28 protein-coding genes are annotated in these 13,779 nt (G+C 50.2%); all 28 read left to right on the top strand.

Annotation, left to right across the window (positions count from 1 at the left end):
• On the top strand, positions 1-134 hold a 134-nt coding region (locus EPE01S_RS23125; protein ID WP_072277512.1), incomplete at its 5' end, for an EF-Tu C-terminal domain-related protein.
• 391 nt (positions 135-525) lie between these two features.
• Positions 526-837: a 30S ribosomal protein S10 gene (gene rpsJ / locus EPE01S_RS21705; RefSeq protein WP_001181005.1), complete on the top strand. Its 312-nt coding sequence runs from the start codon at positions 526-528 to the stop codon at positions 835-837.
• Positions 838-869: 32 nt separating this feature from the next.
• On the top strand, positions 870-1,499 hold the full coding sequence (gene rplC / locus EPE01S_RS21700) for a 50S ribosomal protein L3 (protein ID WP_048917638.1): 630 nt from the start codon (positions 870-872) through the stop codon (positions 1,497-1,499).
• A 10-nt stretch (positions 1,500-1,509) separates the two neighbouring features.
• The gene (gene rplD / locus EPE01S_RS21695; protein WP_023656564.1) at positions 1,510-2,115 is read left to right on the top strand and encodes a 50S ribosomal protein L4; all 606 of its coding nucleotides are present in this window, start codon (positions 1,510-1,512) and stop codon (positions 2,113-2,115) included.
• On the top strand, positions 2,112-2,414 hold the full coding sequence (gene rplW, locus EPE01S_RS21690) for a 50S ribosomal protein L23 (RefSeq protein ID WP_062749336.1): 303 nt from the start codon (positions 2,112-2,114) through the stop codon (positions 2,412-2,414). The genes rplD and rplW overlap by 4 nt, the downstream gene beginning before the upstream one ends.
• Positions 2,415-2,431: 17 nt before the next feature.
• Positions 2,432-3,253: a 50S ribosomal protein L2 gene (gene rplB / locus EPE01S_RS21685; protein WP_062749334.1), complete on the top strand. Its 822-nt coding sequence runs from the start codon at positions 2,432-2,434 to the stop codon at positions 3,251-3,253.
• Positions 3,254-3,269: 16 nt separating this feature from the next.
• A complete protein-coding gene (gene rpsS, locus EPE01S_RS21680) occupies positions 3,270-3,548 on the top strand; it encodes a 30S ribosomal protein S19 (protein ID WP_004160590.1) in 279 nt (92 codons plus the stop codon).
• Positions 3,549-3,562: 14 nt separating this feature from the next.
• Positions 3,563-3,895 carry a 50S ribosomal protein L22 gene (gene rplV, locus EPE01S_RS21675; RefSeq protein WP_000447532.1) on the top strand — a complete coding sequence of 111 codons (333 nt, stop codon included), beginning with the start codon at positions 3,563-3,565 and terminating at the stop codon, positions 3,893-3,895.
• A 17-nt stretch (positions 3,896-3,912) separates the two neighbouring features.
• Positions 3,913-4,611 carry a 30S ribosomal protein S3 gene (rpsC, locus tag EPE01S_RS21670; protein WP_002919766.1) on the top strand — a complete coding sequence of 233 codons (699 nt, stop codon included), beginning with the start codon at positions 3,913-3,915 and terminating at the stop codon, positions 4,609-4,611.
• Positions 4,612-4,623: 12 nt separating this feature from the next.
• The gene (rplP, locus tag EPE01S_RS21665) at positions 4,624-5,034 is read left to right on the top strand and encodes a 50S ribosomal protein L16 (protein ID WP_002438716.1); all 411 of its coding nucleotides are present in this window, start codon (positions 4,624-4,626) and stop codon (positions 5,032-5,034) included.
• Entirely contained in the window at positions 5,034-5,225 is a 192-nt protein-coding gene (rpmC, locus tag EPE01S_RS21660) for a 50S ribosomal protein L29 (RefSeq protein WP_048917635.1), read from the top strand. Before rplP ends, rpmC begins: the two co-directional genes overlap by 1 nt.
• On the top strand, positions 5,225-5,479 hold the full coding sequence (gene rpsQ / locus EPE01S_RS21655; protein WP_048917634.1) for a 30S ribosomal protein S17: 255 nt from the start codon (positions 5,225-5,227) through the stop codon (positions 5,477-5,479). Before rpmC ends, rpsQ begins: the two co-directional genes overlap by 1 nt.
• Positions 5,480-5,645: 166 nt before the next feature.
• Positions 5,646-6,017 (top strand): 50S ribosomal protein L14, encoded by a 372-nt coding sequence (gene rplN / locus EPE01S_RS21650; RefSeq protein WP_015960712.1) that lies wholly within the window; start codon positions 5,646-5,648, stop codon positions 6,015-6,017.
• 10 nt (positions 6,018-6,027) lie between these two features.
• Positions 6,028-6,342, top strand: coding sequence for a 50S ribosomal protein L24 (rplX, locus tag EPE01S_RS21645; protein WP_048917632.1), 315 nt, complete (start codon positions 6,028-6,030; stop codon positions 6,340-6,342).
• 14 nt (positions 6,343-6,356) lie between these two features.
• On the top strand, positions 6,357-6,896 hold the full coding sequence (rplE, locus tag EPE01S_RS21640; RefSeq protein WP_013204126.1) for a 50S ribosomal protein L5: 540 nt from the start codon (positions 6,357-6,359) through the stop codon (positions 6,894-6,896).
• 13 nt (positions 6,897-6,909) lie between these two features.
• Positions 6,910-7,215 carry a 30S ribosomal protein S14 gene (gene rpsN / locus EPE01S_RS21635; RefSeq protein WP_062749332.1) on the top strand — a complete coding sequence of 102 codons (306 nt, stop codon included), beginning with the start codon at positions 6,910-6,912 and terminating at the stop codon, positions 7,213-7,215.
• Between the two features lie 30 nt (positions 7,216-7,245).
• Complete coding sequence (gene rpsH, locus EPE01S_RS21630; RefSeq protein ID WP_048917630.1) at positions 7,246-7,638, top strand: 30S ribosomal protein S8; 393 nt, start codon at positions 7,246-7,248, stop codon at positions 7,636-7,638.
• Between the two features lie 12 nt (positions 7,639-7,650).
• Positions 7,651-8,184, top strand: a complete 534-nt coding sequence (gene rplF / locus EPE01S_RS21625) for a 50S ribosomal protein L6 (protein ID WP_048917629.1) — start codon at positions 7,651-7,653, stop codon at positions 8,182-8,184.
• Between the two features lie 9 nt (positions 8,185-8,193).
• On the top strand, positions 8,194-8,547 hold the full coding sequence (gene rplR / locus EPE01S_RS21620; RefSeq protein WP_004160572.1) for a 50S ribosomal protein L18: 354 nt from the start codon (positions 8,194-8,196) through the stop codon (positions 8,545-8,547).
• A gap of 14 nt (positions 8,548-8,561) precedes the next feature.
• Positions 8,562-9,062, top strand: a complete 501-nt coding sequence (rpsE, locus tag EPE01S_RS21615; RefSeq protein ID WP_004160571.1) for a 30S ribosomal protein S5 — start codon at positions 8,562-8,564, stop codon at positions 9,060-9,062.
• Positions 9,063-9,067: 5 nt separating this feature from the next.
• Entirely contained in the window at positions 9,068-9,247 is a 180-nt protein-coding gene (rpmD, locus tag EPE01S_RS21610; RefSeq protein ID WP_004160569.1) for a 50S ribosomal protein L30, read from the top strand.
• A 3-nt stretch (positions 9,248-9,250) separates the two neighbouring features.
• Positions 9,251-9,685, top strand: coding sequence for a 50S ribosomal protein L15 (rplO, locus tag EPE01S_RS21605; protein WP_048917627.1), 435 nt, complete (start codon positions 9,251-9,253; stop codon positions 9,683-9,685).
• A 7-nt stretch (positions 9,686-9,692) separates the two neighbouring features.
• Complete coding sequence (gene secY / locus EPE01S_RS21600) at positions 9,693-11,024, top strand: preprotein translocase subunit SecY (protein WP_004160567.1); 1,332 nt, start codon at positions 9,693-9,695, stop codon at positions 11,022-11,024.
• A gap of 32 nt (positions 11,025-11,056) precedes the next feature.
• A complete protein-coding gene (rpmJ, locus tag EPE01S_RS23120) occupies positions 11,057-11,173 on the top strand; it encodes a 50S ribosomal protein L36 (protein ID WP_020322760.1) in 117 nt (38 codons plus the stop codon).
• Between the two features lie 146 nt (positions 11,174-11,319).
• Entirely contained in the window at positions 11,320-11,676 is a 357-nt protein-coding gene (rpsM, locus tag EPE01S_RS21595) for a 30S ribosomal protein S13 (protein WP_048917626.1), read from the top strand.
• Between the two features lie 16 nt (positions 11,677-11,692).
• Positions 11,693-12,082 carry a 30S ribosomal protein S11 gene (gene rpsK / locus EPE01S_RS21590; RefSeq protein WP_004160563.1) on the top strand — a complete coding sequence of 130 codons (390 nt, stop codon included), beginning with the start codon at positions 11,693-11,695 and terminating at the stop codon, positions 12,080-12,082.
• Between the two features lie 33 nt (positions 12,083-12,115).
• Positions 12,116-12,736, top strand: coding sequence for a 30S ribosomal protein S4 (rpsD, locus tag EPE01S_RS21585; protein WP_048917625.1), 621 nt, complete (start codon positions 12,116-12,118; stop codon positions 12,734-12,736).
• Between the two features lie 25 nt (positions 12,737-12,761).
• On the top strand, positions 12,762-13,751 hold the full coding sequence (locus EPE01S_RS21580; RefSeq protein WP_002919219.1) for a DNA-directed RNA polymerase subunit alpha: 990 nt from the start codon (positions 12,762-12,764) through the stop codon (positions 13,749-13,751).
• The last annotated feature ends 28 nt before the right edge of the window (positions 13,752-13,779 follow it).

The raw sequence follows: 13,779 nt of genomic DNA, 5'->3' as shown, positions 1-13,779 counted from the left end.
TTATGCCAGGCGACAACATTCAGATGGTTGTTACCCTGATCCACCCAATCGCAATGGACGACGGTCTGCGTTTCGCAATTCGCGAAGGCGGCCGTACCGTTGGTGCAGGTGTTGTTGCTAAAGTTATCGCTTAATTGTCGACACTTGTCTGGCAGAGCATGCTCTGCCAGAGCAAAAGAAAAGAGAGCGCTTCGGCGCTCTTTTTTTATTTGTAGAAAAGGTAAGCCTCAATATCCTGCCCACTACGGCATACAGCAGGGTAGGGCACCCACACGCCCACTTGTTTCCTCCCTTCAGCGATAAAACACACAATGCAGTTGCTTTGCCCCTGAATGTACGTATAATACGCGGGCCTGCCAATACGGCCTGGCGCGATTCAATATGAGTCGCAGACAAGTACGAAAGTGCCTGTCAACAATACTCGCGATATGCGGGTTATGTGCTCAACGATTACACTCCTCCATCAATCGTAATGGATGCGAGTAGTAATTCTTTTCGTTTATAAATAATTGGAGCTCTGGTCTCATGCAGAACCAAAGAATCCGTATCCGTCTTAAAGCGTTTGATCATCGTCTGATCGATCAATCAACTGCGGAAATCGTAGAGACTGCCAAGCGCACTGGTGCGCAGGTTCGTGGTCCTATCCCGCTGCCGACCCGCAAAGAGCGCTTTACCGTTCTGATCTCTCCGCACGTCAACAAAGATGCGCGCGATCAGTATGAGATTCGCACTCACAAGCGTCTGGTTGACATCGTTGAGCCAACCGAGAAAACGGTTGATGCTCTGATGCGTCTGGATCTGGCTGCAGGTGTTGACGTGCAGATCAGCCTGGGTTAATCAGGTCATTGAGCGATTGAGAGGTTGAAACAATGATTGGTTTAGTCGGTAAAAAAGTGGGTATGACCCGTATCTTCACAGAAGATGGCGTTTCTATCCCTGTAACCGTGATCGAAATTGAAGCAAACCGCGTTACTCAGGTCAAAGGCCTGGAAAACGACGGTTACACTGCTATCCAGGTAACTACCGGTGCTAAAAAAGCAAACCGTGTAACTAAGCCTGAAGCAGGTCATTTTGCTAAAGCTGGCGTTGAAGCTGGCCGTGGTCTGTGGGAATTCCGCACTGTTGAAGGCGCAGAGTTCACTGTAGGTCAGAGCATTAATGTTGACATTTTCGCTGACGTGAAAAAAGTTGACGTGACTGGAACATCTAAAGGTAAAGGTTTTGCCGGTACTGTAAAGCGCTGGAACTTCCGTACTCAGGATGCTACGCACGGTAACTCCTTGTCACACCGCGTACCGGGTTCTATCGGTCAGAACCAGACTCCGGGCAAAGTGTTCAAAGGCAAGAAAATGGCAGGCCAGATGGGCAACGAGCGTGTAACAGTTCAGAGTCTGGACGTTGTACGTGTTGACGCTGAGCGCAACCTGCTGCTGGTTAAAGGTGCAGTACCCGGTGCTACCGGTTGCGACCTTATCGTTAAACCAGCTGTGAAGGCGTAAGGGGATAGCAATGGAATTAGTATTGAAAGACGCGCAAAGCGCGCTGACTGTTTCCGAAACTACCTTCGGTCGTGATTTCAACGAAGCGCTGGTACACCAGGTTGTTGTTGCTTATGCAGCAGGTGCTCGTCAGGGTACTCGTGCTCAGAAGACTCGTGCTGAAGTAACTGGTTCCGGTAAAAAGCCGTGGCGCCAGAAAGGTACCGGCCGCGCTCGTGCAGGTTCTGTAAAGAGCCCAATCTGGCGTTCAGGTGGTGTGACCTTTGCTGCGAAGCCACAGGACCACAGTCAAAAAGTTAACAAAAAGATGTACCGCGGCGCGCTGAAAAGCATTCTGTCCGAACTGGTACGTCAAGATCGTCTGATCGTTGTCGAGCAGTTCTCTCTGGAAGCACCTAAAACTAAGCTGCTGGTAGAGAAACTGAAAGACATGGCTCTGGAAGACGTGCTGATCATCACTGGCGAACTGGAAGAGAACCTGTTCCTGGCCGCGCGTAACCTGTACAAGGTTGACGTACGTGATGCAGCGGGTATCGACCCAGTTAGCCTGATCGCCTTCGACAAAGTCGTTATGACTGCTGACGCAGTTAAGCAAGTTGAGGAGATGCTGGCATGATCCGTGAAGAACGTCTGCTGAAAGTACTGCGCGCGCCGCACGTATCTGAAAAAGCATCTGCTGCGATGGAAAAAACTAACACCATCGTTCTCAAAGTTGCGAAAGACGCGACCAAAGCAGAAATCAAAGCCGCTGTACAGAAACTTTTCGAAGTAGAAGTTGAAGTCGTGAACACTTTGCTGGTTAAAGGCAAAACTAAGCGTTCTGGACAGCGTATTGGTCGTCGTAGCGACTGGAAAAAAGCTTACGTCACCCTGAAAGAAGGCCAGAATCTGGACTTCGCAGGCGGCGCTGAGTAAGTCGGAGGAGAAGAACAATGGCAATTGTTAAATGTAAACCGACATCTCCGGGTCGTCGCCATGTAGTTAAAGTGGTAAACGCGGAGCTGCACAAGGGCAAACCATTCGCCCCGCTGGTTGAGAAAAACAGCAAATCCGGTGGCCGTAACAACAATGGTCGCATCACTACCCGTCATATCGGTGGTGGTCACAAGCAGGCTTACCGTATTGTTGACTTCAAACGCAACAAAGATGGTATTCCAGCGATCGTTGAACGTCTTGAGTACGATCCGAACCGCTCTGCGAACATCGCACTGGTTCTGTACAAAGATGGCGAACGCCGTTACATCCTGGCCCCTAAAGGCCTGAAAGCTGGCGACCAGATTCAGTCTGGCGTTGATGCTGCGATTAAAGCAGGTAACACCCTGCCGATGCGTAACATCCCAGTGGGTTCTACCGTGCATAACGTAGAAATGAAACCAGGCAAAGGCGGTCAGATTGCTCGCTCTGCTGGTACTTACGTGCAGATCGTTGCGCGTGAAGGTTCTTACGTTACCCTGCGTCTGCGTTCTGGTGAAATGCGTAAAGTCGAAATTGACTGCCGCGCAACCCTGGGCGAAGTCGGTAATGCTGAGCATATGCTTCGCGTTCTGGGTAAAGCCGGTGCAGCTCGTTGGCGTGGTATTCGTCCTACCGTTCGCGGTACGGCGATGAACCCAGTTGATCACCCGCACGGTGGTGGTGAGGGTAAAAACTTTGGTAAGCACCCGGTAACCCCGTGGGGCGTTCAGACCAAAGGTAAGAAAACCCGCAGCAACAAGCGTACCGATAAGTTCATCGTACGTCGCCGTAGCAAATAATTTTAGAGGATAAGCCATGCCACGTTCTCTCAAGAAAGGTCCTTTTATTGACCTGCACTTGCTGAAGAAGGTAGAGAAAGCTTTGGAAAGCGGAGACAAGAAGCCACTGCGCACCTGGTCCCGTCGTTCAACGATCTTCCCTAACATGATCGGTTTGACCATCGCTGTCCATAATGGTCGTCAGCACGTTCCTGTCTTTGTTTCCGACGAAATGGTCGGTCACAAACTGGGTGAATTTGCACCGACCCGTACTTATCGCGGCCACGCGGCTGATAAAAAAGCCAAGAAACGCTAAGGCAGGAGGAAGAGATGGAAACTATCGCTAAACATCGCCACGCTCGTTCTTCTGCACAGAAGGTTCGCCTGGTAGCGGATCTTGTACGCGGTAAGAAAGTGTCGCAGGCTCTGGACATTTTGACCTACACCAATAAGAAAGCGGCTGTACTGGTCAAGAAAGTCCTGGAATCTGCCATTGCTAACGCCGAACACAACGATGGCGCTGACATTGATGATCTGAAAGTCACGAAGATCTTCGTTGACGAAGGCCCAAGCATGAAGCGCATTATGCCTCGTGCAAAAGGTCGTGCAGATCGCATCCTGAAGCGCACCAGCCACATTACTGTGGTTGTGTCCGATCGCTGAGACTCTGGAGACTAGCAATGGGTCAGAAAGTACATCCTAATGGTATTCGCCTGGGTATTGTTAAACCCTGGAACTCTACCTGGTTCGCAAATACCAAAGAATTCGCTGACAACCTGGACAGCGACTTTAAAGTGCGTCAGTTCCTGACTAAAGAACTGGCTAAAGCATCCGTTTCTCGTATCGTTATCGAGCGTCCGGCTAAGAGCATCCGTGTGACTATTCACACCGCTCGCCCAGGCATCGTTATCGGTAAGAAAGGCGAAGATGTAGAAAAACTGCGCAAGGTCGTAGCGGATATCGCTGGCGTTCCTGCACAGATCAATATCGCCGAAGTCCGTAAACCGGAACTGGACGCTAAATTGGTTGCTGACAGCATCACTTCACAGCTGGAGCGTCGTGTGATGTTCCGTCGTGCTATGAAGCGTGCTGTACAGAACGCAATGCGTCTGGGCGCTAAAGGGATCAAAGTTGAAGTTAGTGGCCGTCTTGGCGGTGCAGAAATCGCGCGTACTGAATGGTACCGTGAAGGCCGCGTGCCACTGCACACTCTGCGTGCAGACATTGACTACAACACCTCTGAAGCCCACACCACTTATGGTGTAATCGGCGTTAAGGTATGGATCTTCAAAGGTGAGATCCTGGGTGGTATGGCTGCTGTTGAACAACCGGAACCGGCTGCTCAACCTAAAAAGCAGCAGCGTAAAGGCCGTAAGTAAGGAGAGTCGCTGATGTTACAACCAAAGCGTACAAAATTCCGTAAAGTGCATAAAGGCCGCAACCGTGGTCTGGCGCAGGGTACGGATGTTAGCTTCGGTACTTTCGGTCTGAAAGCTGTTGGCCGTGGTCGTCTGACTGCACGTCAGATCGAAGCAGCACGTCGTGCTATGACCCGTGCAGTTAAGCGTCAAGGTAAAATTTGGATCCGTGTATTCCCGGACAAACCAATTACCGAGAAGCCGCTGGAAGTGCGTATGGGTAAAGGTAAAGGTAACGTAGAGTATTGGGTTGCCTTGATCCAGCCTGGTAAAGTCCTGTATGAAATGGACGGCGTACCGGAAGAGCTGGCCCGTGAAGCATTCAAGCTGGCAGCAGCAAAACTGCCTATCAAAACCACCTTTGTAACTAAGACGGTGATGTAATGAAAGCAACAGAGCTGCGTGAAAAAAGCGTTGAAGAGCTGAACACTGAGCTACTTAACCTGCTGCGTGAGCAGTTCAATCTGCGCATGCAGGCAGCATCCGGCCAACTTCAACAGACTCACGTCTTGAAGAATGTTCGTCGTGATGTTGCACGCGTTAAGACTTTACTGACTGAGAAGGCGGGTGCGTAATGACCGATAAAATCCGTACTCTGCAAGGTCGTGTTCTGAGTGACAAAATGGAGAAATCCATCGTTGTTGCAATCGAACGTGTTGTGAAGCACCCGATCTACGGGAAATTCATCAAACGTACGACCAAACTGCACGTACATGACGAGAACAACGAATGTGGTATCGGCGACGTGGTTGAAATCCGCGAATGCCGTCCACTGTCCAAGACTAAGTCCTGGACGCTGGTTCGCGTTGTAGAGAAAGCGATTCTGTAATAGAATCTGCCGTCTCTAAAAAATAAGATAAGCGGCTCGCAAGAGCCGTTTATTTTTTCTACCCATATGTAGGAAGCAGTGTTATAATGCTGCGCCCTCAATATGGGGCTTTTATACGACCTGAATCAGGTCCCGAAGTAGTAGTTGACATTAGCGGAGCACTAAAATGATCCAAGAACAGACTATGCTGACCGTCGCCGACAACTCCGGTGCACGTCGCGTAATGTGTATCAAGGTTCTGGGTGGCTCGCACCGTCGCTACGCAGGCGTAGGCGACATCATCAAAATTACCATCAAGGAAGCAATTCCTCGCGGTAAGGTTAAGAAGGGTGATGTGCTGAAAGCGGTAGTGGTGCGCACCAGGAAGGGTGTTCGTCGCCCGGACGGTTCTGTCATTCGCTTCGATGGTAATGCATGCGTTATTTTAAATAATAACAGTGAGCAGCCTATCGGAACGCGTATTTTTGGGCCGGTAACTCGTGAACTTCGTACTGAAAAGTTCATGAAAATTATCTCTCTGGCACCAGAAGTACTCTAAGGAGCGAAAAATGGCAGCTAAAATCCGTCGCGATGACGAAGTTATCGTGCTGACCGGCAAAGATAAAGGTAAGCGCGGTAAAGTAAAAAATGTTCTGTCTTCAGGCAAACTGATTGTTGAAGGTATTAACCTGGTTAAGAAGCACTCAAAGCCGGTTCCGGCTCTGAACCAACCAGGTGGCATCGTTGAAAAAGAAGCTGCTATTCAGGTTTCTAACGTTGCTCTCTTCAACTCGGCAACCGGCAAGGCTGACCGTGTAGGCTTTAGATTCGAAGACGGCAAAAAAGTCCGTTTCTTCAAATCGAACAGCGAAACTATCAAGTAATTTGGAGTAGTACGATGGCGAAACTGCATGATTACTACAAAGACGAAGTAGTTAAACAACTCATGACTGAGTTTAGCTACAATTCTGTCATGCAAGTCCCTCGGGTCGAGAAGATCACCCTGAATATGGGTGTAGGTGAAGCGATCGCTGACAAGAAACTGCTGGACAATGCAGCAGCAGACCTGGCAGCAATCTCCGGTCAAAAGCCGTTTATCACCAAAGCACGCAAATCAGTTGCAGGCTTCAAAATCCGTCAGGGCTATCCGATCGGCTGTAAAGTAACTCTGCGTGGCGAACGCATGTGGGAGTTCTTTGAGCGTCTGATTTCTATTGCTGTTCCACGTATCCGTGACTTCCGTGGCTTGTCCGCTAAGTCATTCGATGGCCGTGGTAACTACAGCATGGGCGTTCGTGAGCAGATCATCTTCCCAGAGATCGACTATGACAAAGTCGACCGCGTTCGTGGTTTGGATATCACCATTACCACCACTGCGAAATCTGATGATGAAGGCCGCGCACTTTTGGCTGCTTTTAACTTCCCGTTCCGCAAGTAAGGCAGGGTTACTGATGGCTAAGCAATCGATGAAAGCACGCGAAGTCGTTCGCGTGAAACTGGCTGACAAGTACCGCGCTAAACGCGAGGAACTGAAAGCTATCATTTCTAGTGTGAACTCATCCGACGAAGAACGTTGGAATGCTGTTCTTAAGCTGCAAACTCTGCCGCGTGATTCCAGCCCGTCTCGTCAGCGTAACCGCTGCCGCCAAACTGGCCGTCCACATGGTTATGTGGGCAAATTCGGTCTGAGCCGTATCAAGTTGCGTGAAGCCGCCATGCGCGGTGAAGTACCTGGCTTGAAAAAGGCTAGCTGGTAATTACCAATTGAATCACGGGAGTAAAGACAGATGAGCATGCAAGATCCGATCGCGGATATGCTGACCCGTATCCGTAACGGTCAAGCCGCGAACAAAGTTGCGGTCACCATGCCTTCCTCCAAGCTGAAATTGGCGATTGCCAACGTGCTGAAGGAAGAAGGCTATATTGAAGAATTTAAAGTCGAAGGCGACACCAAGCCTGAACTGGAACTGACACTTAAGTATTTCCAGGGCAAGGCAGTGGTTGAGAGCATTCAGCGTGTAAGCCGTCCAGGTCTGCGTATCTACAAACGCAAAGACGAACTGCCTAAAGTTATGGCTGGACTGGGTATCGCTGTTATCTCTACCTCTAAAGGTGTTATGACCGATCGTGCAGCTCGCCAGGCAGGTCTTGGCGGCGAAATTATCTGCTACGTAGCTTAATCGGAGGAATAAATGTCTCGTGTTGCTAAAGCACCAGTCGCGATTCCTGCCGGCGTAGAGGTAAAACTCGACGGTCAGGTAATTTCGATTAAAGGTAAAAACGGCGAGCTGACTCGTACGCTCAACAAAGCTGTAGAAGTTAAGCATGCTGACAACACCCTGACTTTCGCTCCGCGCGAAGGTTTTGTGGATGGTTGGGCGCAGGCTGGTACTTCACGCGCTCTGCTGAACGCTATGGTTATCGGTGTTACCGAAGGCTTCACTAAGAAGCTGCAGCTGGTTGGTGTAGGTTATCGTGCAGCCGTTAAAGGCAACTCTGTGAGCTTGGCCCTTGGCTTCTCTCACCCAGTTGACCACGCGCTGCCAGCGGGAATCACTGCTGAATGTCCAACTCAGACTGAGATCGTGCTGAAAGGCGCTGATAAACAGCTGATTGGTCAGGTTGCAGCAGATTTACGCGCCTACCGTCGTCCTGAGCCTTATAAAGGCAAGGGTGTTCGTTACGCCGACGAAGTCGTGCGTACCAAAGAGGCTAAGAAGAAGTAAGGTAACACTATGGATAAGAAATCTGCTCGTATCCGTCGTGCGACCCGCGCACGTCGCAAGCTCAAAGAGCTGGGTGCTACTCGCCTGGTGGTACATCGTACCCCGCGTCATATTTACGCACAGGTAATCGCACCAAACGGTTCTGAAGTCCTGGTCGCTGCTTCTACAGTAGAAAAAGCTATCAGTGAGCAACTGAAGTACACTGGAAACAAAGACGCTGCCGCTGCTGTTGGTAAAGCAGTTGCTGAACGCGCAATCGAAAAAGGCATCACTGGTGTTTCTTTCGACCGTTCTGGTTTCCAATATCATGGTCGTGTCCAGGCACTGGCAGATGCTGCCCGTGAAGCTGGCCTACAGTTCTAAGGTAGAGGTGTAAGATGGCACACATCGAAAAACAAGCTGGCGAACTGCAGGAAAAGCTGATCGCGGTAAATCGCGTATCGAAAACCGTAAAAGGTGGTCGTATTTTCTCCTTCACAGCTCTGACTGTTGTTGGTGATGGTAACGGTCGCATCGGTTTTGGTTACGGTAAAGCGCGTGAAGTTCCAGCAGCGATCCAGAAAGCGATGGAAAAAGCTCGTCGCAATATGATCAACGTCGCGCTGAACAACGGCACCCTGCAGCACCCTGTTAAAGGCGTGCACACAGGTTCTCGTGTGTTCATGCAACCCGCTTCAGAAGGTACCGGTATTATTGCCGGTGGTGCAATGCGCGCCGTTCTGGAAGTTGCTGGGGTTCATAACGTTCTGGCTAAAGCCTACGGTTCCACCAACCCGATCAACGTGGTTCGTGCAACTCTGGATGGCCTGGCCAACATGAATTCCCCAGAAATGGTCGCTGCCAAGCGTGGCAAATCCGTTGAAGACATTCTGGGGTAATGACCATGGCTAAGACTATTAAAATTACTCAAACCCGCAGTTCGATCGGCCGTTTGCCTAAACACAAGGCAACGCTGCTTGGCCTGGGTCTGCGTCGTATTAACCACACCGTAGAGCGTGAAGACACGCCAGCTGTACGCGGTATGGTTAACGCGATTTCCTACATGGTTAAAGTGGAGGAGTAACAGATGCGTTTAAATACTCTGTCTCCGGCCGACGGTTCCAAGCACGCTTCAAAACGTCTGGGTCGTGGTATCGGTTCTGGTCTCGGCAAAACCGGCGGTCGCGGTCACAAAGGTCAGAACTCACGTTCTGGCGGTGGCGTACGTCGTGGTTTTGAAGGCGGCCAGATGCCTCTGTACCGTCGTCTGCCGAAATTCGGTTTCACCTCTCGCAAAGCAATGGTCACTGCAGAAGTTCGTCTGTCTGACCTGGCGAAAGTGGAAGGCGGTATCGTCGACCTGAATACGCTGAAAGCAGCAAACATTATCGGTATTCAGATGGAGTTCGCGAAAGTGATCCTGTCTGGCGAAGTTTCTGCACCGGTAACGATTCGCGGTCTGCGTGTCACTAAAGGCGCTCGTGCTGCAATCGAAGCTGCTGGCGGTAAAATTGAGGAATAAGTAGCAGATGGCTAAGCAACCGGGATTAGATTTTCAAAGTGCCAAGGGTGGTTTTGGCGAACTAAAACGCAGACTTCTGTTTGTGATTGGTGCGCTGATTGTTTTCCGTATTGGCTCTTTTATTCCGATCCCTGGTATCGATGCCACTGTACTTGCCAAACTGCTTGAGCAACAGCGTGGCACCATCATTGAAATGTTTAACATGTTCTCTGGTGGTGCTCTGAGCCGTGCTTCTATCTTTGCCCTGGGTATTATGCCGTATATTTCGGCCTCTATTATTATCCAGCTGCTGACGGTGGTTCATCCAGCGTTAGCTGAGATCAAGAAAGAAGGGGAGGCTGGCCGTCGTAAGATTAGTCAGTACACCCGTTACGGTACTCTGGTATTAGGTATATTCCAGGCGGTCGGTATTGCTACCGGCTTGCCGAATATGCCTGGAATGCAGGGCCTGGTATTAAACCCAGGTTTTGCTTTCTACTTTACTGCTGTTGTCAGTCTGGTTACCGGGACAATGTTCCTGATGTGGCTGGGCGAGCAGATAACTGAGCGAGGTATCGGTAACGGTATCTCTATCATTATCTTCGCTGGTATCGTGGCGGGTCTACCGCCGGCCATTGGCCATACCATCGAGCAAGCGCGGCAAGGCGACCTGCACTTCCTCCTGTTGCTGTTGGTTGCAGTTCTCGTATTTGCAGTGACCTTCTTCGTTGTTTTCGTTGAGCGTGGTCAACGCCGCATTGTGGTGAACTATGCGAAACGTCAGCAAGGCCGTCGTGTCTATGCTGCGCAGAGCACGCATTTACCGTTGAAAGTTAATATGGCCGGTGTAATACCTGCTATCTTTGCTTCCAGCATTATCCTGTTCCCGGCGACCATCGCGTCTTGGTTCGGGGGCGGAACTGGCTGGAACTGGCTGACGACTATTTCTATGTCGTTACAGCCTGGTCAACCGCTTTATGTGTTACTCTATGCGACTGCAATCATCTTCTTCTGTTTCTTCTATACAGCGTTGGTGTTTAACCCGCGTGAAACAGCAGATAACCTGAAGAAGTCTGGTGCATTTGTACCAGGTATTCGTCCGGGAGAACAGACGGCGAAGTACATCGATAAAGTAATGACCCGCCTGACATTAATCGGTGCGTTGTACATTACCTTTATCTGCCTGATCCCGGAGTTCATGCGTGATGCGATGAAAGTTCCATTCTACTTCGGCGGCACATCACTGCTGATTGTAGTGGTTGTCATCATGGACTTTATGGCTCAAGTGCAAACTCTGATGATGTCGAGTCAGTACGAGTCTGCATTGAAGAAAGCAAACCTGAAGGGCTACGGCCGTTAATTCAGGCGCTTGTGAAGTTACGGAGAGTAAAAATGAAAGTTCGTGCTTCCGTCAAGAAATTATGTCGTAACTGCAAAATCGTTCGTCGCGACGGTGTCGTTCGTGTGATTTGCAGTGCCGAGCCTAAGCATAAACAGCGCCAAGGCTGATTTAATCGCATATTTTTCTTGCAAAGTCGGGTTGAGCTGGCTAGATTAGCCAGCCAATCTTTTGTATGTCTATGCGTTTCCATTTGAGTATCCTGAAAACGGGCTTTTCGGCATGGGACGCATAAGTAATTAAATAGGAGTGCATAGTGGCCCGTATAGCAGGCATTAACATTCCTGATCATAAACATACCGTTATCGCATTAACTGCAATTTTCGGTATCGGCAAGACCCGTTCACAGGCTATCTGTGCATCTACGGGAATCGCTGAAAATGTTAAGATCAGTGAGCTGTCTGAAGAACAAATCGACATTCTGCGTGATGCAGTAGCGAAATTTGTTGTTGAAGGCGATCTGCGTCGTGAAGTCACCCTGAGCATCAAGCGTCTTATGGACCTTGGTTGCTATCGTGGTTTGCGTCATCGTCGTGGTCTTCCAGTGCGCGGTCAGCGTACCAAGACCAACGCACGTACCCGTAAGGGTCCGCGTAAACCGATCAAGAAATAATCGGGGTGATTGAATAATGGCAAAGGCACCAGTTCGTGCACGCAAGCGTGTAAGAAAGCAAGTCTCTGATGGCGTGGCTCATGTCCATGCATCTTTTAACAACACCATCGTAACTATTACCGATCGTCAGGGTAATGCGCTGGGTTGGGCAACAGCCGGTGGTTCCGGTTTCCGTGGTTCTCGTAAGTCTACGCCGTTCGCTGCGCAGGTTGCTGCAGAGCGTTGCGCAGAGGCCGTGAAAGATTACGGTATTAAGAACCTGGAAGTTATGGTTAAGGGTCCTGGTCCAGGCCGCGAATCAACAATTCGTGCCCTGAACGCTGCTGGTTTCCGCATCACTAATATTACTGATGTGACTCCGATCCCTCACAACGGTTGTCGTCCGCCGAAAAAACGTCGCGTATAACGCCCCGTTTTTTAGGAATGTTGGAGAAAGAAAATGGCAAGATATTTGGGTCCTAAGCTCAAGCTGAGCCGTCGTGAAGGCACAGACCTGTTCCTTAAGTCTGGCGTTCGCGCGATTGATACCAAGTGTAAGATTGAACAAGCTCCTGGTCAGCACGGTGCGCGCAAGCCACGTCTGTCTGACTATGGCGTGCAGTTACGTGAAAAGCAGAAAGTTCGTCGTATGTACGGCGTGCTGGAGCGTCAGTTCCGTAACTATTATAAAGAAGCAGCTCGTCTGAAAGGCAACACCGGTGAAAACCTGTTAGCTCTGCTGGAAGGTCGTCTGGATAACGTAGTTTACCGTATGGGCTTTGGTGCCACTCGTGCAGAAGCACGTCAGTTGGTTAGCCATAAATCTATTTTGGTAAACGGCCGCGTTGTTAGCATCGCTTCTTATCAGGTAACTCCGAATGACGTTGTTAGCATCCGTGAGAAAGCCAAAAAGCAGTCTCGCGTGAAAGCCGCTCTGGAGCTGGCTGAACAGCGTGAAAAGCCAACCTGGCTGGAAGTTGATGCAACTAAGATGGAAGGTGTGTTCAAGCGTATTCCTGAACGTACTGATCTGTCTGCGGACATTAACGAACACCTGATCGTCGAGCTTTACTCCAAGTAAGGCTTAGTACCAAAGAGAGGACACAATGCAGGGTTCTGTGACAGAGTTTCTAAAACCGCGCCTGGTAGATATCGAGCAAGTGAGTTCGACGCACGCCAAGGTGACCCTTGAGCCTTTAGAGCGTGGCTTTGGCCATACTCTTGGTAACGCACTGCGCCGTATTCTGCTTTCATCAATGCCGGGTTGCGCGGTGACCGAGGTTGAAATTGATGGTGTACTGCACGAGTACAGCACCAAAGAGGGCGTACAGGAAGATATCCTGGAAATCCTGCTCAACCTGAAAGGTTTGGCGGTAAGAGTTCAGGGCAAAGATGAAGTTATTCTTACTCTGAATAAATCTGGCATTGGCCCTGTGACTGCAGCCGATATCACCCATGATGGGGATGTCGAAATCGTCAAGCCGCAGCACGTGATCTGTCACCTGACCGATGAAAACGCCGCTATTAGCATGCGTATCAAAGTTCAGCGTGGCCGTGGTTATGTGCCGGCTTCTGCCCGAATTCATTCGGAAGAAGATGAGCGCCCAATCGGCCGTCTGCTGGTCGACGCCTGCTACAGCCCTGTAGAGCGAATTGCCTACAATGTTGAAGCAGCGCGTGTAGAACAGCGTACCGATTTGGACAAGCTGGTCATCGAAATGGAAACCAACGGCACTATAGATCCTGAAGAAGCGATCCGCCGTGCGGCTACCATCCTGGCTGAACAACTGGAAGCTTTCGTCGACTTACGTGATGTACGTCAGCCGGAAGTGAAAGAAGAGAAACCAGAATTCGATCCGATCTTGCTGCGCCCTGTTGACGATCTGGAATTGACTGTCCGCTCTGCTAACTGCCTTAAGGCAGAAGCTATCCACTACATCGGTGATCTGGTACAGCGTACCGAGGTTGAGCTGCTTAAAACGCCTAACCTTGGTAAAAAATCTCTTACTGAGATTAAAGATGTGCTGGCTTCTCGTGGTCTGTCTCTGGGCATGCGCCTGGAAAACTGGCCGCCCGCTAGCATCGCTGATGAATAACCCGATCACAGGTTAAGGTTTCACTGAG

Source organism: Erwinia persicina NBRC 102418 (genome assembly GCF_001571305.1).
GTDB lineage: Bacteria > Pseudomonadota > Gammaproteobacteria > Enterobacterales > Enterobacteriaceae > Erwinia > Erwinia persicina.
This window is presented reverse-complemented; position numbering and strand designations above follow the sequence as displayed.

What these genes read in the sequence shown, in the direction of transcription:
- rpsJ (WP_001181005.1), top strand. Translation starts at nt 526, where the DNA reads ATGCAGAACCAAAGAATCCGTATCCGTCTTAAAGCGTTTGATCATCGT.
- rplC (WP_048917638.1), top strand. Translation starts at nt 870, where the DNA reads ATGATTGGTTTAGTCGGTAAAAAAGTGGGTATGACCCGTATCTTCACA.
- rplD (WP_023656564.1), top strand. Translation starts at nt 1,510, where the DNA reads ATGGAATTAGTATTGAAAGACGCGCAAAGCGCGCTGACTGTTTCCGAA.
- rplW (WP_062749336.1), top strand. Translation starts at nt 2,112, where the DNA reads ATGATCCGTGAAGAACGTCTGCTGAAAGTACTGCGCGCGCCGCACGTA.
- rplB (WP_062749334.1), top strand. Translation starts at nt 2,432, where the DNA reads ATGGCAATTGTTAAATGTAAACCGACATCTCCGGGTCGTCGCCATGTA.
- rpsS (WP_004160590.1), top strand. Translation starts at nt 3,270, where the DNA reads ATGCCACGTTCTCTCAAGAAAGGTCCTTTTATTGACCTGCACTTGCTG.
- rplV (WP_000447532.1), top strand. Translation starts at nt 3,563, where the DNA reads ATGGAAACTATCGCTAAACATCGCCACGCTCGTTCTTCTGCACAGAAG.
- rpsC (WP_002919766.1), top strand. Translation starts at nt 3,913, where the DNA reads ATGGGTCAGAAAGTACATCCTAATGGTATTCGCCTGGGTATTGTTAAA.
- rplP (WP_002438716.1), top strand. Translation starts at nt 4,624, where the DNA reads ATGTTACAACCAAAGCGTACAAAATTCCGTAAAGTGCATAAAGGCCGC.
- rpmC (WP_048917635.1), top strand. Translation starts at nt 5,034, where the DNA reads ATGAAAGCAACAGAGCTGCGTGAAAAAAGCGTTGAAGAGCTGAACACT.
- rpsQ (WP_048917634.1), top strand. Translation starts at nt 5,225, where the DNA reads ATGACCGATAAAATCCGTACTCTGCAAGGTCGTGTTCTGAGTGACAAA.
- rplN (WP_015960712.1), top strand. Translation starts at nt 5,646, where the DNA reads ATGATCCAAGAACAGACTATGCTGACCGTCGCCGACAACTCCGGTGCA.
- rplX (WP_048917632.1), top strand. Translation starts at nt 6,028, where the DNA reads ATGGCAGCTAAAATCCGTCGCGATGACGAAGTTATCGTGCTGACCGGC.
- rplE (WP_013204126.1), top strand. Translation starts at nt 6,357, where the DNA reads ATGGCGAAACTGCATGATTACTACAAAGACGAAGTAGTTAAACAACTC.
- rpsN (WP_062749332.1), top strand. Translation starts at nt 6,910, where the DNA reads ATGGCTAAGCAATCGATGAAAGCACGCGAAGTCGTTCGCGTGAAACTG.
- rpsH (WP_048917630.1), top strand. Translation starts at nt 7,246, where the DNA reads ATGAGCATGCAAGATCCGATCGCGGATATGCTGACCCGTATCCGTAAC.
- rplF (WP_048917629.1), top strand. Translation starts at nt 7,651, where the DNA reads ATGTCTCGTGTTGCTAAAGCACCAGTCGCGATTCCTGCCGGCGTAGAG.
- rplR (WP_004160572.1), top strand. Translation starts at nt 8,194, where the DNA reads ATGGATAAGAAATCTGCTCGTATCCGTCGTGCGACCCGCGCACGTCGC.
- rpsE (WP_004160571.1), top strand. Translation starts at nt 8,562, where the DNA reads ATGGCACACATCGAAAAACAAGCTGGCGAACTGCAGGAAAAGCTGATC.
- rpmD (WP_004160569.1), top strand. Translation starts at nt 9,068, where the DNA reads ATGGCTAAGACTATTAAAATTACTCAAACCCGCAGTTCGATCGGCCGT.
- rplO (WP_048917627.1), top strand. Translation starts at nt 9,251, where the DNA reads ATGCGTTTAAATACTCTGTCTCCGGCCGACGGTTCCAAGCACGCTTCA.
- secY (WP_004160567.1), top strand. Translation starts at nt 9,693, where the DNA reads ATGGCTAAGCAACCGGGATTAGATTTTCAAAGTGCCAAGGGTGGTTTT.
- rpmJ (WP_020322760.1), top strand. Translation starts at nt 11,057, where the DNA reads ATGAAAGTTCGTGCTTCCGTCAAGAAATTATGTCGTAACTGCAAAATC.
- rpsK (WP_004160563.1), top strand. Translation starts at nt 11,693, where the DNA reads ATGGCAAAGGCACCAGTTCGTGCACGCAAGCGTGTAAGAAAGCAAGTC.
- rpsD (WP_048917625.1), top strand. Translation starts at nt 12,116, where the DNA reads ATGGCAAGATATTTGGGTCCTAAGCTCAAGCTGAGCCGTCGTGAAGGC.
- EPE01S_RS21580 (WP_002919219.1), top strand. Translation starts at nt 12,762, where the DNA reads ATGCAGGGTTCTGTGACAGAGTTTCTAAAACCGCGCCTGGTAGATATC.